At 39.1% G+C, this 20,772-nt stretch carries 12 protein-coding genes and 1 pseudogene; 11 read left to right on the top strand and 2 right to left on the bottom strand.

From position 1 onward, the window contains the following. The 10 genes and pseudogenes from DNK84_RS03585 to DNK84_RS03630 all read left to right on the top strand — a co-directional run. A pseudogene (locus DNK84_RS03585) lies at positions 1–246 on the top strand (IS5/IS1182 family transposase); the annotation flags it as partial. 123 nt (positions 247–369) lie between these two features. Next, positions 370–5,202 (top strand): NAD-glutamate dehydrogenase, encoded by a 4,833-nt coding sequence (locus DNK84_RS03590; RefSeq protein ID WP_119343202.1) that lies wholly within the window; start codon positions 370–372, stop codon positions 5,200–5,202. Between the two features lie 23 nt (positions 5,203–5,225). Beyond that, complete coding sequence (locus DNK84_RS03595; protein ID WP_119343203.1) at positions 5,226–5,861, top strand: BON domain-containing protein; 636 nt, start codon at positions 5,226–5,228, stop codon at positions 5,859–5,861. 13 nt (positions 5,862–5,874) lie between these two features. Next, positions 5,875–6,921, top strand: a complete 1,047-nt coding sequence (locus tag DNK84_RS03600; RefSeq protein WP_119343204.1) for a bifunctional nicotinamide-nucleotide adenylyltransferase/Nudix hydroxylase — start codon at positions 5,875–5,877, stop codon at positions 6,919–6,921. A 108-nt stretch (positions 6,922–7,029) separates the two neighbouring features. Next, on the top strand, positions 7,030–7,218 hold the full coding sequence (locus tag DNK84_RS03605; protein WP_119343205.1) for a hypothetical protein: 189 nt from the start codon (positions 7,030–7,032) through the stop codon (positions 7,216–7,218). A 129-nt stretch (positions 7,219–7,347) separates the two neighbouring features. Further along, positions 7,348–8,868 (top strand): glycerol-3-phosphate dehydrogenase, encoded by a 1,521-nt coding sequence (glpD, locus tag DNK84_RS03610; RefSeq protein WP_119343206.1) that lies wholly within the window; start codon positions 7,348–7,350, stop codon positions 8,866–8,868. 135 nt (positions 8,869–9,003) lie between these two features. Then, entirely contained in the window at positions 9,004–10,398 is a 1,395-nt protein-coding gene (gene glmU / locus DNK84_RS03615; protein ID WP_119343207.1) for a bifunctional UDP-N-acetylglucosamine diphosphorylase/glucosamine-1-phosphate N-acetyltransferase GlmU, read from the top strand. A 19-nt stretch (positions 10,399–10,417) separates the two neighbouring features. Further along, positions 10,418–12,262 (top strand): glutamine--fructose-6-phosphate transaminase (isomerizing), encoded by a 1,845-nt coding sequence (glmS, locus tag DNK84_RS03620; protein WP_119343208.1) that lies wholly within the window; start codon positions 10,418–10,420, stop codon positions 12,260–12,262. Positions 12,263–12,353: 91 nt separating this feature from the next. Next, positions 12,354–13,844 carry a glycosyltransferase family 39 protein gene (locus tag DNK84_RS03625; protein ID WP_119343209.1) on the top strand — a complete coding sequence of 497 codons (1,491 nt, stop codon included), beginning with the start codon at positions 12,354–12,356 and terminating at the stop codon, positions 13,842–13,844. Between the two features lie 73 nt (positions 13,845–13,917). Further along, positions 13,918–15,294, top strand: coding sequence for an aldehyde dehydrogenase family protein (locus DNK84_RS03630; RefSeq protein ID WP_162902195.1), 1,377 nt, complete (start codon positions 13,918–13,920; stop codon positions 15,292–15,294). A 14-nt stretch (positions 15,295–15,308) separates the two neighbouring features. On the opposite strand, the gene DNK84_RS03635 is transcribed toward DNK84_RS03630, so the two are convergent. Together DNK84_RS03635 and pncA are read right to left on the bottom strand one after the other, a co-directional pair. After that, a complete protein-coding gene (locus tag DNK84_RS03635; RefSeq protein WP_119343211.1) occupies positions 15,309–16,724 on the bottom strand; it encodes a trypsin-like serine protease in 1,416 nt (471 codons plus the stop codon). Between the two features lie 269 nt (positions 16,725–16,993). Then, entirely contained in the window at positions 16,994–17,587 is a 594-nt protein-coding gene (gene pncA, locus DNK84_RS03640) for a bifunctional nicotinamidase/pyrazinamidase (protein ID WP_119343212.1), read from the bottom strand. 104 nt (positions 17,588–17,691) lie between these two features. Between pncA and uvrA the strand changes: the two genes are divergently transcribed. Beyond that, the gene (gene uvrA / locus DNK84_RS03645; RefSeq protein WP_119343213.1) at positions 17,692–20,514 is read left to right on the top strand and encodes an excinuclease ABC subunit UvrA; all 2,823 of its coding nucleotides are present in this window, start codon (positions 17,692–17,694) and stop codon (positions 20,512–20,514) included. The last annotated feature ends 258 nt before the right edge of the window (positions 20,515–20,772 follow it).

Genomic DNA, 20,772 nt, shown 5'->3' on the forward strand with positions numbered 1-20,772 from the left:
GCTTATGACTCAAAGGATTTGTATGCATTTTTGCTTGAAAGAGGATGTAATATAGTCATCCCACCAAGAAGTAATGCAAAAGAGCCACATGAGTATGATAAGGAAATTTACAAAGAAAGGCATTTGATTGAATGTTTCTTTTCGAAGCTGAAGCACTTTCGTAGAGTTTTTTCAAGATTTGATAAAACAATAATCAGTTTTAGTGGATTTTTAAACTTTTCTGGGAGTTTGATTTGGATGCGGTAAAAAAATTGGTTCACAGAACCTAATCGTGCCAATAAAAAAACTCATTTAAATAATATTTGAGCCTTGCGGCAAACTAGCTTATCATTGCTGTCGTATTTTGTTTAAAACGAAGTAGGTAAGTTAATGCATTACGACGAAAGAGTAGTATCGCTATTAGAAAGATTAACACAGACTTTTCATGAGAAGTTCCCTAAAAGAGATGCGGATAATCTCACCGCATTGGCACATGCGTATACCAGAGTGGTTGCAACAGATGAATTAAGCCAGCGGGACTTTATTGATCTTTATGGTTCTATCGTTTCTTTTTGGAAGTTTATTTACAAAAGAAAACCCGATGAACTGCTTGTTCGCGCGTACAACCCAACTTTTGAGCAGCACGGCTGGGATTCAAGACATACCGTTGTTGAAATTGCTTCAGTGGACTCTCCTTTTATTGTTGATACTTTAATGATGCTCATGTCTTCACTTGGCTTAGGTATGCACTTTATGATGAATGTTGGGGGTGTTTTAGTCAAGCGAAATGAGAATGGTGAAATTCTTGAGCTTCAAGACACACTTGATGAAGGCAAAACACAATCTGATACCATGAATGAATGTTTAATTATTGTCGAGGTGGATCGTCAGACGGATAAGCCTGAAAATTTTGAACATTTAGAAAAAGCAGTTAAAGCAGTTTATAAAAAGCTTAAAGCGATTGTCGAAGACTTCCAGCCCATGAAGCAGGAAGTCCAGACGATGATTCATGAGGTGGAGAAACAGTCAAAGAGAATCAGTAAAAACTATTATGAAGAGGCGATTGATTTTCTGGAGTTTTTACGCAAAGATCATTTTATCTTTTTTGGCTATTGTGAATTTGAATCTAAAATGGTCAAAGGCCAACATGTTTTCCAACCTAAAAAGGAAACGGCTTTAGGTTTACTGGCATTAGATCCAAATTATCTGGCCAACACCCATATTTATGCCAAAAAGTTAGATGAAGATACTGATGTTGATGCTGTTTTAACTGTCGGAAAATCTGATTTTGTATCACAGATTCATCGTGCGGCTTATATGGATATTATCTCCGTTAATGTTTATGATGACAAAGGCAAGATTATTGGTGATAAGCGCCTGCTTGGTCTTTATACCTCAGCGGCTTACCATTCTTCTCCTGATTTTATTCCGTTTTTGCGCTTGAGAAAACAGATGATTCTAGAGCGTTCAGGGTTTAGACGCCATGGACATGCCTATAAGGCACTAAGCAATATTATTGATACTTATCCACGTGATGAGTTATTCTTAAGCTCTGATGAAGAACTGTTAAACACATGTCTTGGTATTTATCACCTTCGTGAACGCCAAGTCATGAAACTTTTTGTGCGACAAGATCCACACTGTCGTTATTATTTTTGTATGCTGTTTTTACCACGAGATCGTTATAACTCTACATTACGTGAGCGTGTAGAGCGTATATTATTAAGCACATTTAACGGTGGCAGGATCGTTTTTAAAACGAACTTTTTAGAAAGTGTATTATGCCGTATTGATTTCACGGTTTATATGGAAGGAAATGCGCCGGTTAAACGAATTAACCTTGAATTATTAGAAGAGAAACTTGAATTGGTTGAGCGCCAATGGGAAGATGACTTATTTGATGCGCTAATCGATGAGCACGGAGAGAACAAAGGTCGTCAGCTTTTTGATGAATACTGCCATGCCTTTACGCCATCTTATACAGAAGATCATATTGCACGCAAGGCTGTGTTAGATGTCAATCATTTTGAAGAGGCAAAGCAAAAACACTTATCATTATCTTTACATCAACGATTAGAGGAAAATCCAGATCGCTTACGCTTTAAAGTCTATCTACGTGATGAGACGATTCAGCTTAGCAATGTGATGGCAATTTTAGAAAATTTTGGCCTTCATGTGATTGAAGAAAAGCCATATAAAATTACCCCAGCATCAGGTGGCTTTTTTGGATTATCTGATTTTGGCTTAAGCGCACAAAAGCGTTTTGATATTAATCGTATTGGTGATTTGGTTAAGGAATCTTTTACACAAATATGGAGTGGTGTTGCTGAGAATGACCGGTTTAACTCATTAACAATTTATGCGGGTTTAAGCTGGCGTGAAGTTGCACTTGTCAGAGCTTATGCAAGGTATTTGGCACAGATTGGCGTGCGTTTCTCACAAAAATATATCGAAGATACTTTTATCGAATACGCTGATATTATTCATGATATTGTTACATTATTCCATCAAAAGTTCGATCCACAGGCAGCTTATCAATCACGTCAGGAAAACTGCAATAGCCAAATAGATGCAATCAAGGCTAAGCTTGCTGATGTTGCAAGTCTGGATCAGGATAAAATCTTGCGCCGTATGTTAGAGATTGTGGAGGCAACACTCAGAACAAATTATTATCAACTAGACAGTAAAGCTCAGCGCAAAGACTATATGTCATTTAAGCTTATGCCATCTAAGATTTCTGATATGCCAAAACCTGTGCCAATGTTTGAGATATTTATGTATTCTCCGCGCGTGGAAGGGGTGCATTTGCGTGGTGCTAAGATTGCCAGGGGCGGGCTGCGCTGGTCTGACCGTAAGGAAGATTATCGCACTGAGGTGTTAGGGTTGGTCAAAGCACAACAGGTTAAAAATGCCGTGATTGTACCTTTGGGTGCCAAAGGGGGGTTCTTGCCGAAGAAGCTGCCAGTTGGTGGTGGAAGGCAGGCTGTTGTCAGTGAAGCCATTGAATGTTATAAGATTTTTATTAGCTCGCTATTGGATATTACCGATAATATCAAAAACAAACAGTTGATTAAGCCTGAAAACGTTATTTGTTATGATGAAGATGATCCTTATCTTGTTGTTGCAGCAGATAAAGGAACTGCTACTTTTTCAGATACTGCAAATGAAGTGGCTAATCAATATGATTTTTGGTTGGGTGATGCATTTGCTTCAGGTGGGTCTAACGGCTATGACCATAAGAAAATGGCAATTACTGCACGTGGCGCCTGGGAGTCTGTGAAGCACCATTTTAGAAAAATTGGCAAGGATATTCAGTCTGAAGATTTCACGGTTGTAGGCATTGGCGATATGAGTGGGGATGTGTTTGGTAATGGCATGTTGCTGTCAAAACATATCCGTTTAGTGGGTGCATTTAACCATATGCATATTTTTATTGATCCAGCCCCGGATGCAGCTGTAAGCTATAAAGAGCGAAGACGCTTATTCGACATGCCTCGTTCCAGCTGGGAGGACTATGATACTTCATTGATTTCAAAAGGTGGCGGTGTATTTAGTAGAAGTGCTAAAAGCATTCATATTACAAAAGAGATGAAAGTATTGCTGGGAACAACTGCTGACAGCCTGGAACCTAACGAGGTCATCAGGCTCTTACTTCAATCTGAAGTAGAGCTTTTATGGAATGGTGGTATTGGCACATATGTTAAAGCACATACAGAAAGTCATGATGATGTGGGTGATCGTGCGAATGATGCGGTTCGTGTCGATGGTAGCGATTTGAACTGCCATGTTGTAGGTGAAGGTGGAAACCTTGGTTTTACGCAATTAGGACGAATCGAATATGCCTTAAAAGATGGTGCGATTAACACAGATGCCATTGATAACTCAGCAGGTGTCGATTGTTCAGACCATGAAGTAAATATTAAAATTCTACTAAATGCAGCGGTCGAACGTGGTGATATTTCGATGGTGAATCGAAATAAACTTTTGGCAAAAATGTCAGATGAAGTTGCACATTTGGTCTTGCAGAATAATCAGGATCAAAACAAAGGCATTGCAAATGAATTGCAGCAGCAAAAGCGCTATATTATCGAAGCTTATATGCGATTGATGCGTGAATTAGAAAGAAAGATGCAATTAGATCGTGAGGTTGAGTTTTTGCCAACAGATAAGGTGCTACATACGCGTTCTTTATCGGGCAACACATTGACCGCGCCAGAGTTTGCCGTGATTATGGCCTATACCAAAACTTTGGTTAAGCAGCAAATTTTAAAATCCACACTGCCTGATGATCCTTATTTCACATTTTTCTTATATATGGAGTTTCCAAAAGAGCTTCGGGAGAAATATGCGGATTTGATGTTGAATCATGCTTTACGTCGTGAAATTGTTGCAACACAGATGACGAATAAATTGATACTTCATGTTGGTGTAACGTTTATTCAGCGTTTATATGATGAAACGGGGGCGTCTGTTTCTGATATTGTAAAAGCTTTTTGTGCCGTGATTGAAATGTTTGATATTGACAAGCTTTGGCATAAAATTGATCAGTTAGATGGTAAAGTTATGCCAGATACACAGCAAGCGATGTTACAGAGTTTATTCAGATTTGTTCGTCGTAATTGTCGCTGGATCTTGCGTAATGAAGTCAAAGATTTTGCGATTCAAGAAATTATTCAGAAATACAAAGCGCCTGCAAAATCCGCATTGACTGTCTTTCCAAAACTATTAATCGCTTCAGAAAAACAGCGAATTGATGGCAAGCATGATCGATTAATTGGGGCAGGTGTGCCAGAAGATATTGTTCAAGCAGTTTTGGCATTGAAAATGTCAACCTCTGTGATGGATTTAATGCAAGCACTGCAGCAAGTTGAGGACCAATCCTTGTTTGAGAAGGTTGCGATTGCTTTAAATCAGAAGTTGCGGCTTTCGTGGTTTAGGGGCTGTATTAATTCTTTAGGTGGCAGCCAGTCATACTGGGGAACGCTTTCAACCTCGGCATTAAGAGATGACCTTGATTGCTTGCAATACAACCTTGTTAAAAGTGTCATTTCGCTGTGTTCAAAGTATAAAACTGGACAAAGCAAGGTTGAGCATTGGGCTGAGGAAAACAAAAGCTATATTGCACGTTGGAAAGGGCTTATTGAAGATATGAAAACAGATGAGCTGAATTTTGAATCAGTCAATATCGCATTTCGCAGTTTATCTGATTTATCAAGTTGTTAGACTTAAGTGTTTGAGGATTGCTAATGAAATATAAATTATGGATTAGCATGTTGGCATTGGCTGGCGTTTTTGCGATAAGCGGCTGTGCGCCAGTTGTAATTGCTGGCGCTGGTGCTGCAGTTGTTGGTACAAATGTCGCCGGCAGTAGCGTTGACTCTAAAACAAACGTTTCAGATAAGAGCATTCAGTTTAAGGCAATTTCATTATTAAAGAATTATCCTGAATTACAAGGCAATTCAAACGTTGAGCCAGTTGTGTTTAATAATATGATGTTATTGCTTGGTCAAGTGCCTTCAAAGGCGCTGGCAGATGAGCTTGCACACCGTATGGCGCAAATCCCTGGTGTGAAATTGGTTTATAATCAATTAACTATTGGTAATCCCGTTAACATCGGTGGGTATGTTTCAGATAGCTGGATTACCTCGAAAGTGATAAGCACAATGGTAACAAGTGGTGTTAACACATTGAAGTTTAAAGTGGTAACAGAGAAAGGAATTGTCTATATCATGGGCATGGTTACAAGGCAAGAAGGTAACCAGGCAGCGAGTATTGCGGCAAATGTATCTGGCGTGAAAAAAGTCATTAAAGTGTTCTCTTATGTTGAAGATCATGCTAAGCCTGCTGATATGCCGGTAAGCGGCGATCAAGAAACTAATTAAAATTGAAAATAAAATGGAATATAACTACGCAGTTTTTGTCGGCCGCTTTCAACCTTTTCATGTTGGACATTTGCGAAACATTCAAAAGGCGCTAAGTATTGCGGAAAAGCTTATTATCATTGTTGGCTCTGCCTATTGTGCGCCAAATATTAAAAATCCATTTTCTTATGAATTAAGAAAAAAAATGATTATGGCCGATTTGGTGCTGGCTGATATTGATAAAAATCGCATCATTATCGAGCCTGTCACAGATTGGTTTTATGATGAAAATGGTTGGAAAAATGAAGTCCAGGAAAAAGTTTATAAGCATGCTGCATGGCAAGAAAAAATAGCAATTATTGGGCATCAAAAAGATGCCAGCAGTTATTATCTGAAGTGCTTCCCACGTTGGCAGCATGTTGATGTTGATAATTTTAATGCATTTAATGCGACATGCTTTCGTCGGCAGTATTTTGTCAAACATGTGATTGAGCCTCAATATATGATCTCACCTGATTCAGATAAAGGCAGTTATCATTATGTGGCAGAATTTATGCAAAGCAGCTTATTTACAAGGCTTTGTGAAGAATATCAAGTGATTGATGCATATCAGAAATCATGGGAAAAAGCACCTTTTGCGCCAATCTTTGTGACAGTAGACGCCATGGTGATTGTAAATAATAAACTACTTCTTATTAAACGAAAATATGCGCCAGGAAAGGAGCTTTGGGCATTTCCAGGTGGTTTTTTAGATCAAGAAGAAAGAATTTTCGATGGTATTATACGTGAGCTTGTAGAAGAAACACAGGTTGCTATATCCAGGGATGAACTAAAAAAATGCCATGTTGAAACTCGTGTATTTGACTACCCTGAAAGATCTTTGCGGGGGCGTACGATTACACATGTAGGTTTATTTATCCAGCAAACTGCAAGCCTGCCCCATATCCAGGCAGATGATGATGCCGAAGTGGCAAGATGGGTTGATTTAGAAGAAGTTTATCAATATATGTCTGATAAATTAATGGATGATCATTACCAGATCATCAGAAATATGCTACATCGGCATAAGTTATTGACATAGGTTTATATAGCTTAATTCGTTTTCTGATTCTGTTTACTTTTAAATCTTTATTTCCTTGTCTAGGCTTAAAAAGCAAAGAGTTTTAAAGCCAGACCAAAGGAGTGTAAAATGAAGAGTATATTACTATTAGCAATCTCAACAATTGTATTAGCAGGGAGCATTGGCGGATATGCTAATGACAACGATTTTAATGCGAAGTCTCCGGCATTGATCAAGGATGCACCAGAAAAGTACCAGCAAAACTTGAAAAGTGAACGAGGTGCGACGATCTATTTTCAAGGCCAGCAAGACGACTAGGGTGTTAGTTTCCTTTTATTCTATTGTGAAGTTAACTGAAAAAGAGACAAATTGTTTCTTTTGTTTTTTATTTAATAACCAAACAAATTACGATACAATAGATGGCTTTATGGTTTAGTGTTAGTTTTTATGAGCGAGCAAAAAACAATTCAAACAGATTTATTTGTGATCGGTGGTGGCATCAATGGCACAGGTGTTGCGCTTGATGCAACGCTACGCGGGTTAGATGTTGTGCTTTGTGAGGCCGAAGATTTAGCCTCAGCAACTTCATCTGCTAGTAGTAAGCTGGTTCATGGTGGCTTACGTTATCTGGAGCAATATGAATTTAAACTGGTAAAAGAAGCTTTAAAAGAACGCGAAGTTTTATTAAAAAAAGCGCCTCACCTCATTCAGCCGTTGCGATTTATTTTACCACATGCCAAACATTTACGCCCTGTGTGGATGATTAAAGCAGGACTGTTTTTATATGATTTTCTTGCAGGTAAAATGAGCTTAGACAAATCAAAAAAAGTAGCACTTAAAGGCACAAAAGAAGGCCAAGGGCTTATCGATGATTTTAGTGTGGGGTTTTCTTATTCAGATTGTCGTATTGATGATGCCAGAATGGTGGTGGCAAATGCAAAACAAGCACAAGAGAATGGTGCAAAAGTACTGCTGCCTTACCGTTGTATTGAAGCAAAGAAAATTGATGGCTTATGGCGAGCAAAACTTATTAATAAAGAAAATGAAACGATAATTGTCGAGGCTAAAGCTATTGTTAATGCCGCAGGTCCATGGGTTGCGCAATTAATACATGAGGTGTTAGATACGCCTTCTAAATCAAGTGTACGATTGATTAAAGGCAGTCATATCGTCGTGCCAAAAATGTACGAAGGGGATCATGCTTATATCTTGCAAAATAAAGATGGCCGTATTGTCTTTGCATTGCCTTATGGTTTTGTTAGTAAAACAGAAAATCAGTTTACCTTGATTGGTACAACAGATGTCAATTATCAAGGTGATCCAAGAGATGTTCATATTAGTGATAAAGAGAAGCATTACTTATGTGATTTGATTAATGGTTATTTTAAGCAAAAGATTTCGCTACAGGACATTATATGGGAGTATGCTGGTGTACGACCACTTTATGATGATAAGGCAAAAAAAGCATCAGAGATTACCCGTGAGTATCATTTAGAGCTTGAAGATGAACATGGGAAACTGCCAGTGTTATCAATTTTTGGGGGTAAAATCACAACCTTTCGAACCTTATCAAAAAAAGTTGTTGATCAATTAAAGCCTTACTTCCCTGAAATGAGACCTTGTGTCACAGATACTGTACCAACACTTGGTGGTGATATGGAATCATTAGATCAGTTGTTAATAGCGCTCAACCGGCGTTATCAGTGGCTTGATACAAAGCTTGCCTATCGTTTGGCAACTGCTTATGGAACAAAAGTGTTTAATATTCTAGAAGATGCAAAAAGCACAGCCGATCTTGGACAGTGCTTTGGGCATTACTTTTATGAGGCCGAAGCTAAATATCTTATCAATGAGGAATGGTGTCATTCACTTGAGTCGATGATTTGGCGTCGTTCCAAGCTTGGTTTGTGGTTAAATCCATCACAAAAACAAGCATTAGAGGATTGGTTAAAGCAGCAGCTTAATTAGTGGTTGTATCTGCGATCAAACTTTCTTTTATATCATCAACAAGCTTTGCGAATTTATTGATTAACTTGCTATTGGTGCGTATAGTATTGTTCATTATATATGTTTCTGTTAATTGAAAATAAAAAAGGAGTGGCGATGGGATTAACTGTCGTGATTTTAGCAGCAGGCCAAGGTTCGCGAATGCGTTCTCAAAAATCTAAAGTTCTACAGACACTTGCAGGCAAATCACTGATTCGCCATGTTGTTGAAACAGTCGAAGCGCTTAATGCTGATAATATTATTATCGTGCAGGGGCATTTAAGTCAGCAGGTGCAAAGTGAGCTTGAAGATAAAGAGATTATCTGGGTTGATCAGCCTCAACGGCTTGGCACAGGGCATGCGGTCAAGCAGGCTCTGCCACAAATTAATAAGAAAGATAAAGTCCTTATTTTATATGGTGATGTTCCTTTGATTTCACCGGATACCTTATCGCACTTTATTGAAGCAACCAAAGATGAAGATCTGGGTATACTAACTGCACAGGTTCCAGAGCCTTCCGGTCTTGGGCGCATTGTGCGTAATCGCTTTGGTGAGATTGAATCGATTGTTGAGGAAAAAGATGCAACAGAAATTCAAAAGCAAATTACCGAAATTAATACAGGCATTTATTGTATTTCAGGTGAGCGCCTGCATCACTGGTTGCCGCAGATTAGTAATGAAAACAAACAAAAAGAATATTATCTGACAGATATTGTCGCATTGGCTTGTCGTGACAAGGTTAACATCCGTGCAGCACATCCGGCAAATACGTTTGAAATTTTAGGGGTCAACACGCGCGCGCAATTAGCTGAGCTTGAGCGTGTATGGCAAAAGGCGGTTGCCATACGTGTAATGGAAGGTGGCGTTTCCTTGGCTGACCCGGAAAGGTTTGATGTGCGTGGAAGCGTTGATATTGGTTGTGATACCTGGGTAGATATTAACGTACTGATTAAGGGGCATGTCAAAATTGGTGAGGGCTGTGTTATTGGTGCGAATTGTATCTTAAAAGATTGTGTGATTGGTGATAATGTTAAGATTAAGCCAAATACTATTATTGATGGTGCTGATATTATTGATAATGCCGTTATTGGACCTTTTGCACGCATTCGTCCAGGTAGTATTATTAAAGAAGACGCAAGAATTGGTAATTTTGTCGAGGTAAAAAAATCCACCGTTGGTTCAGGTTCAAAAATCAATCATTTAAGCTATGTCGGTGATAGCATTATTGGAGAGAAATGCAATATTGGCGCCGGGGTGATTACCTGCAATTATGATGGTGTAAACAAACATCAAACCGTGATTGGTAATGATGTTTTTGTCGGATCAGACTGTCAACTGGTTGCCCCTGTGAATATCGGTGATGGTGCGAATATTGGCGCTGGCTCAACGATTACAAAAGATGTTCCGGCTCATAAACTAACGGTGAATCGTGCAAATAAACAAATGACGATTTCTGGCTGGCAGCGACCACAAAAACACGAAAGTCAAAAAACTGAATCTGAAGAAATTTAAAATAATATAGGAAAAATACATGTGTGGTATTGTTGGGGCAGTTTCTACAAGAGATGTTTTGCCCATTTTGTTAGAAGGTTTAAAGCGTTTAGAATACAGAGGATATGACTCAGCAGGGGTTGCATTGATTAATGATGATGGTCAGTTGGTCAAATCAAAAGCCGTGGGTAAAGTCAAAGCACTTGTTGATATGATCGCCAAAGAAAATATCCATGGCAAAAGCGGGATTGCACATACGCGCTGGGCAACGCATGGTGTACCAAGTGTTGCCAATGCGCACCCGCATGTAAGTAAGTCAGGAAAAATTGCGATTGTCCATAATGGCATTATTGAGAACTTTATGTCATTAAAGGAAGATTTAGTCTCCCAAGGTGTTACGTTTTCTTCACAAACAGATACCGAAGTTATTGTGCATTTGTTAGAGCAACACTGGGATAATCAGGCAAGCTTTATTGAGAATGTGCAAGCAGTGATTAAAAAATTAAACGGTGCCTATGGCTTGGCGGTGCTTCATCAGGACTATCCACATCAACTGGTTGTCGTTCGGTCAGGGTCACCTATTGTTATTGGTCACGGGTTTGGTGAGAATTTTATTTCATCAGATAGCTTGTCTTTATTGCCTGTAACAAATCGTTTTTCGTATCTTGAGGAAGGTGAGATGGCCTTGATTGGTTTAGATGAGGTGAAAGTCTATGATGTTGATGGTAAGCCTAAATCACTGGAGATCGTTGAGATCAATCAAAACCAGGATGCAGCGAGTAAGGGCGCCTTTAAGCATTATATGCAAAAAGAAATATTTGAGCAGCCTGAGGTAATAAGCCAGACGTTTTCTCAGTGTGTAACACCTGATGATAAAGTATTGATAGAGCGCTTTGGTCAGAAGGCTCAAGAATTGTTTGAGAAGGTTGATCATGTCCGCATTGTTGCCTGTGGTACAAGCTATCATGCGGGACTTGTGGCAAAATACTGGCTGGAGGAGCTGGCTTGTGTCAGTGTTGATGTTGAAATTGCCAGCGAAATTCGCTATCGCAAAGCGGTTGTGCCAAAGAATACCTTGTTTGTTACTATTTCACAATCAGGAGAAACTGCCGATACATTGGCAGCGCTTCGCCAGGCAAAAACGCTTGGTTATTTAGGTACGCTTGCAATTTGCAATGTTCCCAATAGTTCATTAGTGCGCGAGTCTGAATTTGTTTTTATGACGCAAGCAGGTGTTGAGATGGGTGTTGCCTCAACAAAAGCCTTTACAACCCAGCTTGTCGCATTATTCCTTTTAACCATCTCTTTAGGTAAAGCAAATCATGCTTTAACAGAGGATAAAGAAAAACAGCTGGTACAGGAATTAAAAAAAGCGCCTAAGCTTATCAAAAATGTCTTATCTTTGGATGCTGAGATTGAGCGCTTATCTTACGATTTTGTTGACAAGCATCATGCACTGTTTTTAGGTCGTGGTATTCAATTTCCAGTTGCCTTGGAAGGTGCTTTAAAGTTAAAAGAAATTTCATATATTCATGCCGAAGCCTATCCAGCAGGTGAGCTAAAGCATGGGCCATTGGCACTTGTTGATCATGATATGCCGGTTATTGCAGTAGCACCGAATGATGCTTTACTAGAAAAGCTTGAAAGCAATTTACAGGAAGTGCAGGCCAGAGGCGGCGTGCTTTATGTATTTGTTGATCATGCTATTTGTGATGATTTGAACATTGACAGCAAGCACCGTTTCACAATTGAATCAGTGCCACAGTCAATTTCCCCGATTGTTTTTACCATTCCATTACAATTATTTTCTTACCATGTGGCGGTACAAAAGGGCACAGATGTTGATCAGCCAAGAAATTTAGCTAAATCAGTGACTGTGGAATAAGGTATAAAAACCATGTAAGTTCTAGTTGAAACGCTTTTAATAATTGTATTAAGATGCAGGATACTTATTTGTTAAATTTTACTGTGCTCATATGATTCAGCTTAAAAAGCCAGGTCAACTATTCTGGCTGTTTTTTATTATTTACGCTTTGTTGTGGACGTTGGTACCAAGTCTGGTTCGTTTTATAACACCGATGGATGCCACAGAAGGTGCAATGTGGGCACATACACTACAATGGGGATATCCAAGAGATCCATGGCTTAATGCGCTATTAACCAAAATAGCACTTTTTATCAGCAATAACCATGATTGGGGAATTTATCTTTTTTCACAGTTAATGGTGGTATTGGCAGTTTGGTCAGTATGGCGTTTAGGAAGGATAATTTTAGACAATGATTACCTGGCTTTTGTCAGTGTGGTGATTTTAGTTGGTGTACAATACTATAATTTAGCCGTAATTGATTTCAATGACAATGCCTGTTTATTGGGGCTTTGGCCAGCAATGGCGCTTTACTTCTACCGAAGTCTAACGACAAATCGGCTGAAACACTGGCTGTTATTAGGTATTATTTCAGGGCTTGCCATGATGGCAAAGTATTATACGGCAATACCGCTTGTTTGCATGTTGTTGTTTGTTTTGTTCTACCGTGACAATCGTCGCTTCTTAAGAAATTATAAATTATATTGTGCACTTTTGATTTTGATTGTGATTTCACTTCCACATGCTATCTGGCTAGTAAATAATAACTATTTAACGATTAACTACTCTTTTGGCAAGCTTGACCATGGCAGTAGTTTTTGGTTGTATGCACGTGGTTATGCGCTTCATTTCTTTCTAGCACAAATTGGCACCTTTATGGGGGCTGTGGCATTGTTTTTATTTGGGCTTTTTGGCAAAGCACCACCTGATAAACGTTTAAATGATAAAGTAAAAATCAGTTCGTTTAGTACATGGTTTTTATTTTATGTAGGATTGGGTCCGTTCTTATTTACTGTAATCTTGTCAATACTTGTAGGCTGGGATGTTCACACGATGTGGGGTATTCCTTTGCTAAGCCTGTGGGGGATCATTTTAATCGCATTGGTTAAGCCTGTTTTAACTTATGCAAAGTTTTACCGTATTGTGATTGCTGCAGCTTTTGTTACTTGTTTGTTATTAGTGGGTTACACGATCTCTTTATCTAAAAGTACAACAAGTAGTGCAAACTATCCTGCACGCGAGATTGCTGAGATTGTTACTAAACAATGGCATGCGCGTTATCATCGTCCATTACAGTATGTTGCAGGTTATAATAAGCCTGTCAGCTACATTGCTCGTTATTCTTTGGATAAACCACAGGCATTAATTGCATTTAATCCTGACCTTAATCCTGCGTTAGACATTGATAGAATGAAAGCATATGGTGCTGTTTTTATCCTGATTCCACAGATGGAAGGTACGCGATTTTTTCCAAAATGGGTCTTGCAGAAATACCCAAGATTAGAGATTACACCTTACCAGGAAGTAGCATGGAAACGAGCAAAGCCCAATCAGGCGCCTATGCGTTTTCAAGTGGCCTTTTTACCGCCGACAAGGGAATAATCTTCACTTGCTTTATTGCCTTTATTTGCTTTAGTATAAAGTCTTACTGGTAATATTAGCCTAAGGACATATGATGATCGAGGAATACCAAACCCATAACCCTGCGACAGGTGAAGTTTTAGCGACTTATGCCACTTTGTCAGCGTTTCAAGTACAAAGTTTGATTGAAGATGCATATGAAACCCAAAAGCGTTGGGCTAAGGTTCCTGTAGATAAGCGAATTCAGGGCATTAAAGAAATCGCCAAACTATTACGTGATCATGTTGATGAGTATGCTGGGCTTATCACTGATGAAATGGGAAAAACACTGACTGAATCGACTGCTGAAATTGAAAAGTGTGCATTTTTATGTGATTTTTATGCCAGTCATGCAAAAACATGGCTGTCACCACAAAAAATTGATTATGAAGACTTGCATGCTGAGCGGATTTTTTCGCCTTTGGGGGTTGTTTATAGTATCACGCCATGGAATTTTCCTTTTTGGCAGGTGTTTCGCGCGGCTATTTCTAATTTATTGCTTGGTAACACGATTGTATTAAAGCATGCAGAGAATGTTATTGGTTGTAGTTATGCTATTAGTTCTTTGATCCATCAGGCTGTTGGTGAAGAAGTCCTAAAGCCGGTTGTCATTGATCTTTCTTTATCACAAAAAATCATCGAGCACCCTAAGATTGCGGCAATAACCTTTACCGGAAGCCCTAAAGTAGGACGAGTTATTGCTTCACAAGCTGGTGCTGTGGGTAAAAAGCTTGTGTTGGAATTAGGTGGAAGTGATCCTTATATTATCCGTGAAGATATTGATATTGAATCGGTTGCAAAGCATATCACTCAAGTCAGAATGGCCAATGCTGGTCAGGTTTGTGTGAGTCGAAAACGCTTAATTGTTGATAGTAAAATAAAGCAGGATTTTGAAAAAGCAATTTTACACTATGTTGAACAAATTCCAGTTGGTCACCCCAAGCTTCAATCAACCCTTATGGGACCAATGGCTAAAATGAGCTTGTTAAAGCAGTTGGATCAGCAGATCAAACAAAGCATTGAACAAGGCGCAAAGCTTTTAGCAGGTGGGCATGCTTTATCAGATCAATCAGGCTTTTATTATGCACCAACGGTGTTAACGGATGTAACATCAAAAATGACTGCCTTTGTAGAAGAGCTGTTTGGTCCTGTTATTACCATTATTGAATCACAGGATGATGCAGAGGCTATAAAACTTGCAAATGATTCTGTTTACGGCTTGGGTAGTGGTATCTTTAGTAAAGATATAAAGCTTGCACAAAAAATAGCATATGAAGACATTGAAGCAGGGATGTGCTTTGTTAATAAATGTGTTGCTTCTCATCCTGCTATGCCTTTTGGAGGTGTTAAGGCTTCAGGTTATGGGCGTGAGTGTTCAATTGAAGGTTTGCATGAACTTGCAAATATTAAAACGGTGCTTGTTGCCTCATAAGGCGCTTCACTGTTTTATTGGCAATGAATGCCCAAACTATTGATCCAGTTTTCCAGGCTTTCTTCTGTACACAGCTTATTTGTAGGTACATAAAGCCCTGGTAATACACCCCATTCATCAGCGTTAGATTTTTTTGGTGCGGAATTTGTGCATTGGATGGGTGAGCCTTCAAAATGGCCATGAAGTATCATCTTTTGAGTTGTATCATCAATTGAGTATAAAGGTGCGCCACTATCTCCTGCACATAAAGCAGCCTCCTGAATACTGCCTGCACACATTAATTGGGACGGTTCCTGTAAGCTCTGGCCAATAGCGCTATAGTCGTTAAGACAGGTTTGACTATCGATAAATGTTGCAGGCGTCACTAAAGCCGCAGCAGAAGAAAGGGAAGAGTAATACTGCTTTTGTGCCAGTGGATTTTTTGGCGGGATATTTGACTGAAATGGTTCGGTCATGCCAAAGCCTGCTGCGTATGTATTATCTTGGTTACTTATAGGCATTGGGGTAATCGAAAAACCAGAAATATTGTCAAAGCTTTGATCAAGTGTAACAATAGCGTAGTCTTTTGTTAAATCGATGTCAGTTGCTTTTTGATTTTTAGTGATAAGAAAACCCGGGGCAATATTGTTGCTTTGTGGTGTGAGTGCTGATGATGAAGCAATATTATTAGAGGTTTGCCAGTTATTACCAATAATATATCTTTTATGCAGATTTGCCGAGCTCCATAACCATTGTTGGTCATCATTATCCCAGTCATAATAACAGTGTGCGGCTGTTAATACCTGTCCTGATGCTAATAAGCCACCAGAGCAGGTTTGAATATAGCGAAGTGACAGATATACCCCTTTTGTGCCAGAAACCGTATCTTTTGTCTGTGTGAGCATTGCAGGTTTATCTAATCCCGTTAACCAGGCAAGTGTGCTGCTAAAACCCATTGCTTTAGCGATAGGACTTATTGTATTGAAAAAATCCTCAAGGTTGTCACAGGTATAGCCTGATAGAATATTTCCCGTGCATGAAGAGGCCAAGGCAATAGATTGGCTTAGCTTTAGTAAGGTCTTTGCACTTAAGACGTTTTTAAAATAAAATTGCATTTTACTTTGGCTTTCGATGAGTACGGGCTGTATTTCTATATAGGCAGTACTTTCTGGATCTCCATCACTTAAATACCAGTCAAAAGACTGACCAACAGGAAGGTCAATATAACGAATATTTGCATTGTAGATATCTGATTGGTCGCTTTGATCAATAACAGGTTCTAAAATCGCAACAAAAGGCATTTGCGTATTCTTTTCAGGGATTCCCGCGACGCAATTGGGAGATTTTTGGTAACTTCCTGATACCACAGGATCTTTGCATAGACTTACTGCAGAAGCATTGGTGCCAGTAGTAAGAAAACAAATGAAACTAATAATATGTAAAAACCGCATCTTTCTAACACAATTCCAGGTTATTTCAGTCCTATCGATAAGTATATATTGCGTTTGGCGAAAGTGGGTTAAAATGGGCTAGTTTTTGAATAATTTTAGATCAGCAATTGGATGAAAAGCTTCAAAAACGAGGAATGAAAGTTCTTGATCGAAACAAAGCTAAAGAATATTTATTAAAAATTGGCTACTATCGTTTAAGCGCATATTGGCATCCTTATAAAGATAATAACTTGATTCCGTAATAAGAACAAAATCTGTGCTTAAATAACTCAAACACTAAAACTCACCCCTTTGTCCAATAATGCTTGTTTAATCTGATCATAGGCTTTGCTGTCCAACGATCTTCCTGCTTCTTCAATGAGATAACATTCAAAGCCAAGTGCTAAAGCATCCACAATCGTAAAATAAACACAGATATCCAAACAAAGCCCACAGAAATAGAGTTTTTTTGCACCCTTTTCTTTTAAATAGCCTGCTAAGCCGGTTGATTCCAGTTTACCATTATCGTAAAAGCCACTGTAGCTATCAATATCTGGATTCATCCCTTTTCGAAAAATAGCGGCAAAGGCATCTGTATTTAATCCTTGATGAAACTCAGCACCTTTTGTGCCTTGAACACAATGATCCGGCCAGAGGGTCTGTTTAAGACCATTTAATTGGATTTGATCAAATGGTTTTTTATTTTTATGGTTGGAGGCAAAGCTCTTATGGTTTTTGGGATGCCAGTCTTGGGTGGCAACGATCAAATCAAACTTGGGTATTAGTCGATTAATGATTGGCACGATTTGATCACCATGAGGTACAGCTAATGATCCGCCTGGCATAAAGTCATTTTGGGCATCAATAATGATAAGTGTGTTCATACTGTTCCTTAAAAATATAATTGAAAACTTGCAACTGATTTTCGGTTTGTGTCGATGCTTTATGTTACAATAACAAAATTTCTATTGTCTTTAAAATGTAATACATGGATAAAATTATCGTTAAGGGTGCCAAAACCCACAATTTAAAAAATATTGATTTAGAAATTCCGCGTGACAAATTAACCGTTATTACAGGACTAAGTGGTTCGGGGAAATCATCTTTGGCATTTGATACGCTTTATGCTGAAGGGCAACGCCGTTACGTTGAGTCGCTTTCAAGCTATGCCAGACAGTTTTTGTCTTTGATGGATAAACCTGAGGTTGACCACATTGAAGGCTTATCACCGGCAATTTCAATTGAGCAAAAAACAACTTCACATAACCCTCGTTCAACGGTAGGCACGGTAACAGAGATTTATGATTATCTTCGGGTATTGTTTGCGCGTATCGGTGAGCCTAAGTGTCCGACACACCATATTGCCTTAAAGGCGCAGACAGTAAGTCAAATGGTTGATCAAACCCTTGAGATAGATGATGATGAAAAACTCATGATTGTGGCACCTGTGATTACGGATAAAAAGGGTGAACATATTCAATTGATGGAAAAGCTGTATGCACAAGGTTATCTTCGTGCAAGAATTAATGGTGAGGTTGTTGAATTAGATGCGCCAGTGCACTTGGATCGCTATAAAAAGCATACGATTGAAGTTGTGGTGGATCGATTTAAGCCACAAGCAAAAAATATGCAGCGCTTGGCTGAATCATTTGAAACAGCATTAGATTTATCAGCTGGTATTGCAAAGCTGGTATTTTTGTCTGGTAAAAAAGAAGATATTGTTTTCTCTTCTAAGCATGCCTGCCCTTATTGCCATTACTCGCTCAAAGAGTTATCGCCACGACTTTTTTCATTTAACAGTCCAAATGGTGCTTGTCCAAGTTGTGATGGCCTGGGTACCAAGGCATATTTTGATGTTGATAAGGTGGTCGTGAACCCTGATTTATCATTAGAGCAAGGTGCGATTTATGGCTGGGATAGACGAAATGGGTTTTATTATGCCCAGCTTAAAGCGTTAGCTGCGCATTTTAATTTTTCATTAAATACCCCTTTTAACAAGCTTACACAAGAACAACAAGCGCTTATTTTAAATGGCTCAGGACAAACTGAAATTAAAATTCAGTTTAAAAGTAGCGGGGGGCGTCAATATAATACAACAAAACCATTTGAAGGGGTTTTGCCACATTTTCAACGACGTTACAAGGAAACGGATTCTTCAGTGATTCGCGAAGAGTTAGCCAAACTTATGAGCAACTTACCTTGTCCAGCTTGTCATAAAACGCGATTAAATGAAGAGGCAAGAAATGTATTTATCGAAGATAAAAACATCGCGGATTTAACAGCGTTGTCCATCAAGGATGCTTGTCACTGGCTTGATACGGTTATGTTATCTGGGCAAAAAAAGGTTATTGCCGAGCGATTATTAAAAGAGATTTTGGCAAGGCTTGGTTTCTTGGTAAATGTTGGTCTTGATTATTTAAATTTATCGCGCCAGGCAGATACCCTGTCAGGTGGCGAGTCACAGCGTATTCGTCTGGCAAGTCAAATAGGTGCTGGTCTTGTTGGTGTGATGTATATTTTGGATGAGCCTTCAATTGGTCTTCATCAGCGTGATAATCAAAAGCTTTTAGATACGTTACATCATTTGCGTGATTTGGGGAATACGGTTATTATGGTTGAGCACGATGAAGATGCGATTCGGCAAGCTGATCATGTTATTGATATTGGCCCAGGTGCAGGTATTCACGGTGGTGAGATTGTAGCGCAAGGCTATTTAAATGAAATTATTGAAAACCAAAAGTCATTAACTGGTGATTATTTATCTGGTCGCAAGGCAATCGGCCTTCCTGCAAAACGCTTGACACCCAAAAAAAATAAATATCTAGAAATCATCGGTGCCAGTGGTAATAACCTGCAAAAGGTTGATTTGAAGTTACCACTTGGTTTATTGACTTGTGTGAGTGGTGTCTCAGGTTCTGGTAAATCTACCTTAATCAATCACACACTTTATCCACTGGCTGCAAGAATCTTAAACAGAAATACTTCTTTGACGCCAAAGGCTTTTGCGTCACACAAAGGCTTTGAGCATCTGGATAAGGTGATTGATATCGACCAAAGCCCGATTGGCCGGACACCTCGATCAAACCCTGCAACCTATACCGGTGTGTTTACCCCGATTCGTGAACTTTTTGCGGCTACGGCTGAGGCACGCTCCAGGGGATATCAGATTGGTCGGTTTAGCTTTAATGTGAAAGGTGGGCGCTGTGAGGCATGCCAGGGTGATGGCGTGTTAAAGGTGGAAATGCACTTTTTGCCTGATGTCTATGTGCCTTGTGAAGTCTGTCAGGGCAAGCGCTATAATCGTGAGACATTAGAGGTTTTATATAAAGGCAAGAATATCAGTGAAGTCTTAGAGATGAGTATCGAAGATGCACTGGCATTTTTTGATGCCATTCCACAGATTAAAAGGCGCCTGCAGACCTTGGTTGATGTCGGGTTGTCTTATATTACTTTAGGGCAAAATGCCACGACACTTTCAGGCGGTGAGGCGCAACGGGTGAAACTGGCAAAAGAGTTATGTAAAACAGCCACGGGTAAAACACTTTATATCTTGGATGAACCAACCACAGGACTTCATTTTCATGATGTGAAGCAGCTGTTAAATGTGATTGAGCGCTTAAAGGCACAAGGCAATACGATTGTAATTATTGAACATAATTTAGATGTGATCAAAGTGGCTGATTGGATTATTGACCTTGGCCCTGAAGGTGGTGATGGCGGCGGCCAAATTATTGCCGAAGGTGCCCCTGAAGCGATTATTAAGAGCAAAAAATCACATACGGCGAAGTTTTTAAAGCCACTGCTTAGCTAGTTTATCATTTTTCGTACTTTCTCGGTATTTTTTTTGACATTTTTTGTTATAGTTACTCTTCCGTTATATACGCCAGCCACATAAATTGTATTTATGTTCGTGACATGAAACTAATTATGGGTGAGTAAATATTATATAGATGAGAAAAGGTAGAGAAAGGGCGCATTCGGAATTTGTGGGTAAATAGTTCTTTACCGTTGAATTAATCTCCAAGGTATAATACAACTAAATGTATTCACCTTAATGAGTTTGACCATA

Origin of the sequence: Facilibium subflavum (assembly GCF_003574485.1) — a bacterium.
GTDB lineage: Bacteria > Pseudomonadota > Gammaproteobacteria > Francisellales > Francisellaceae > Facilibium > Facilibium subflavum.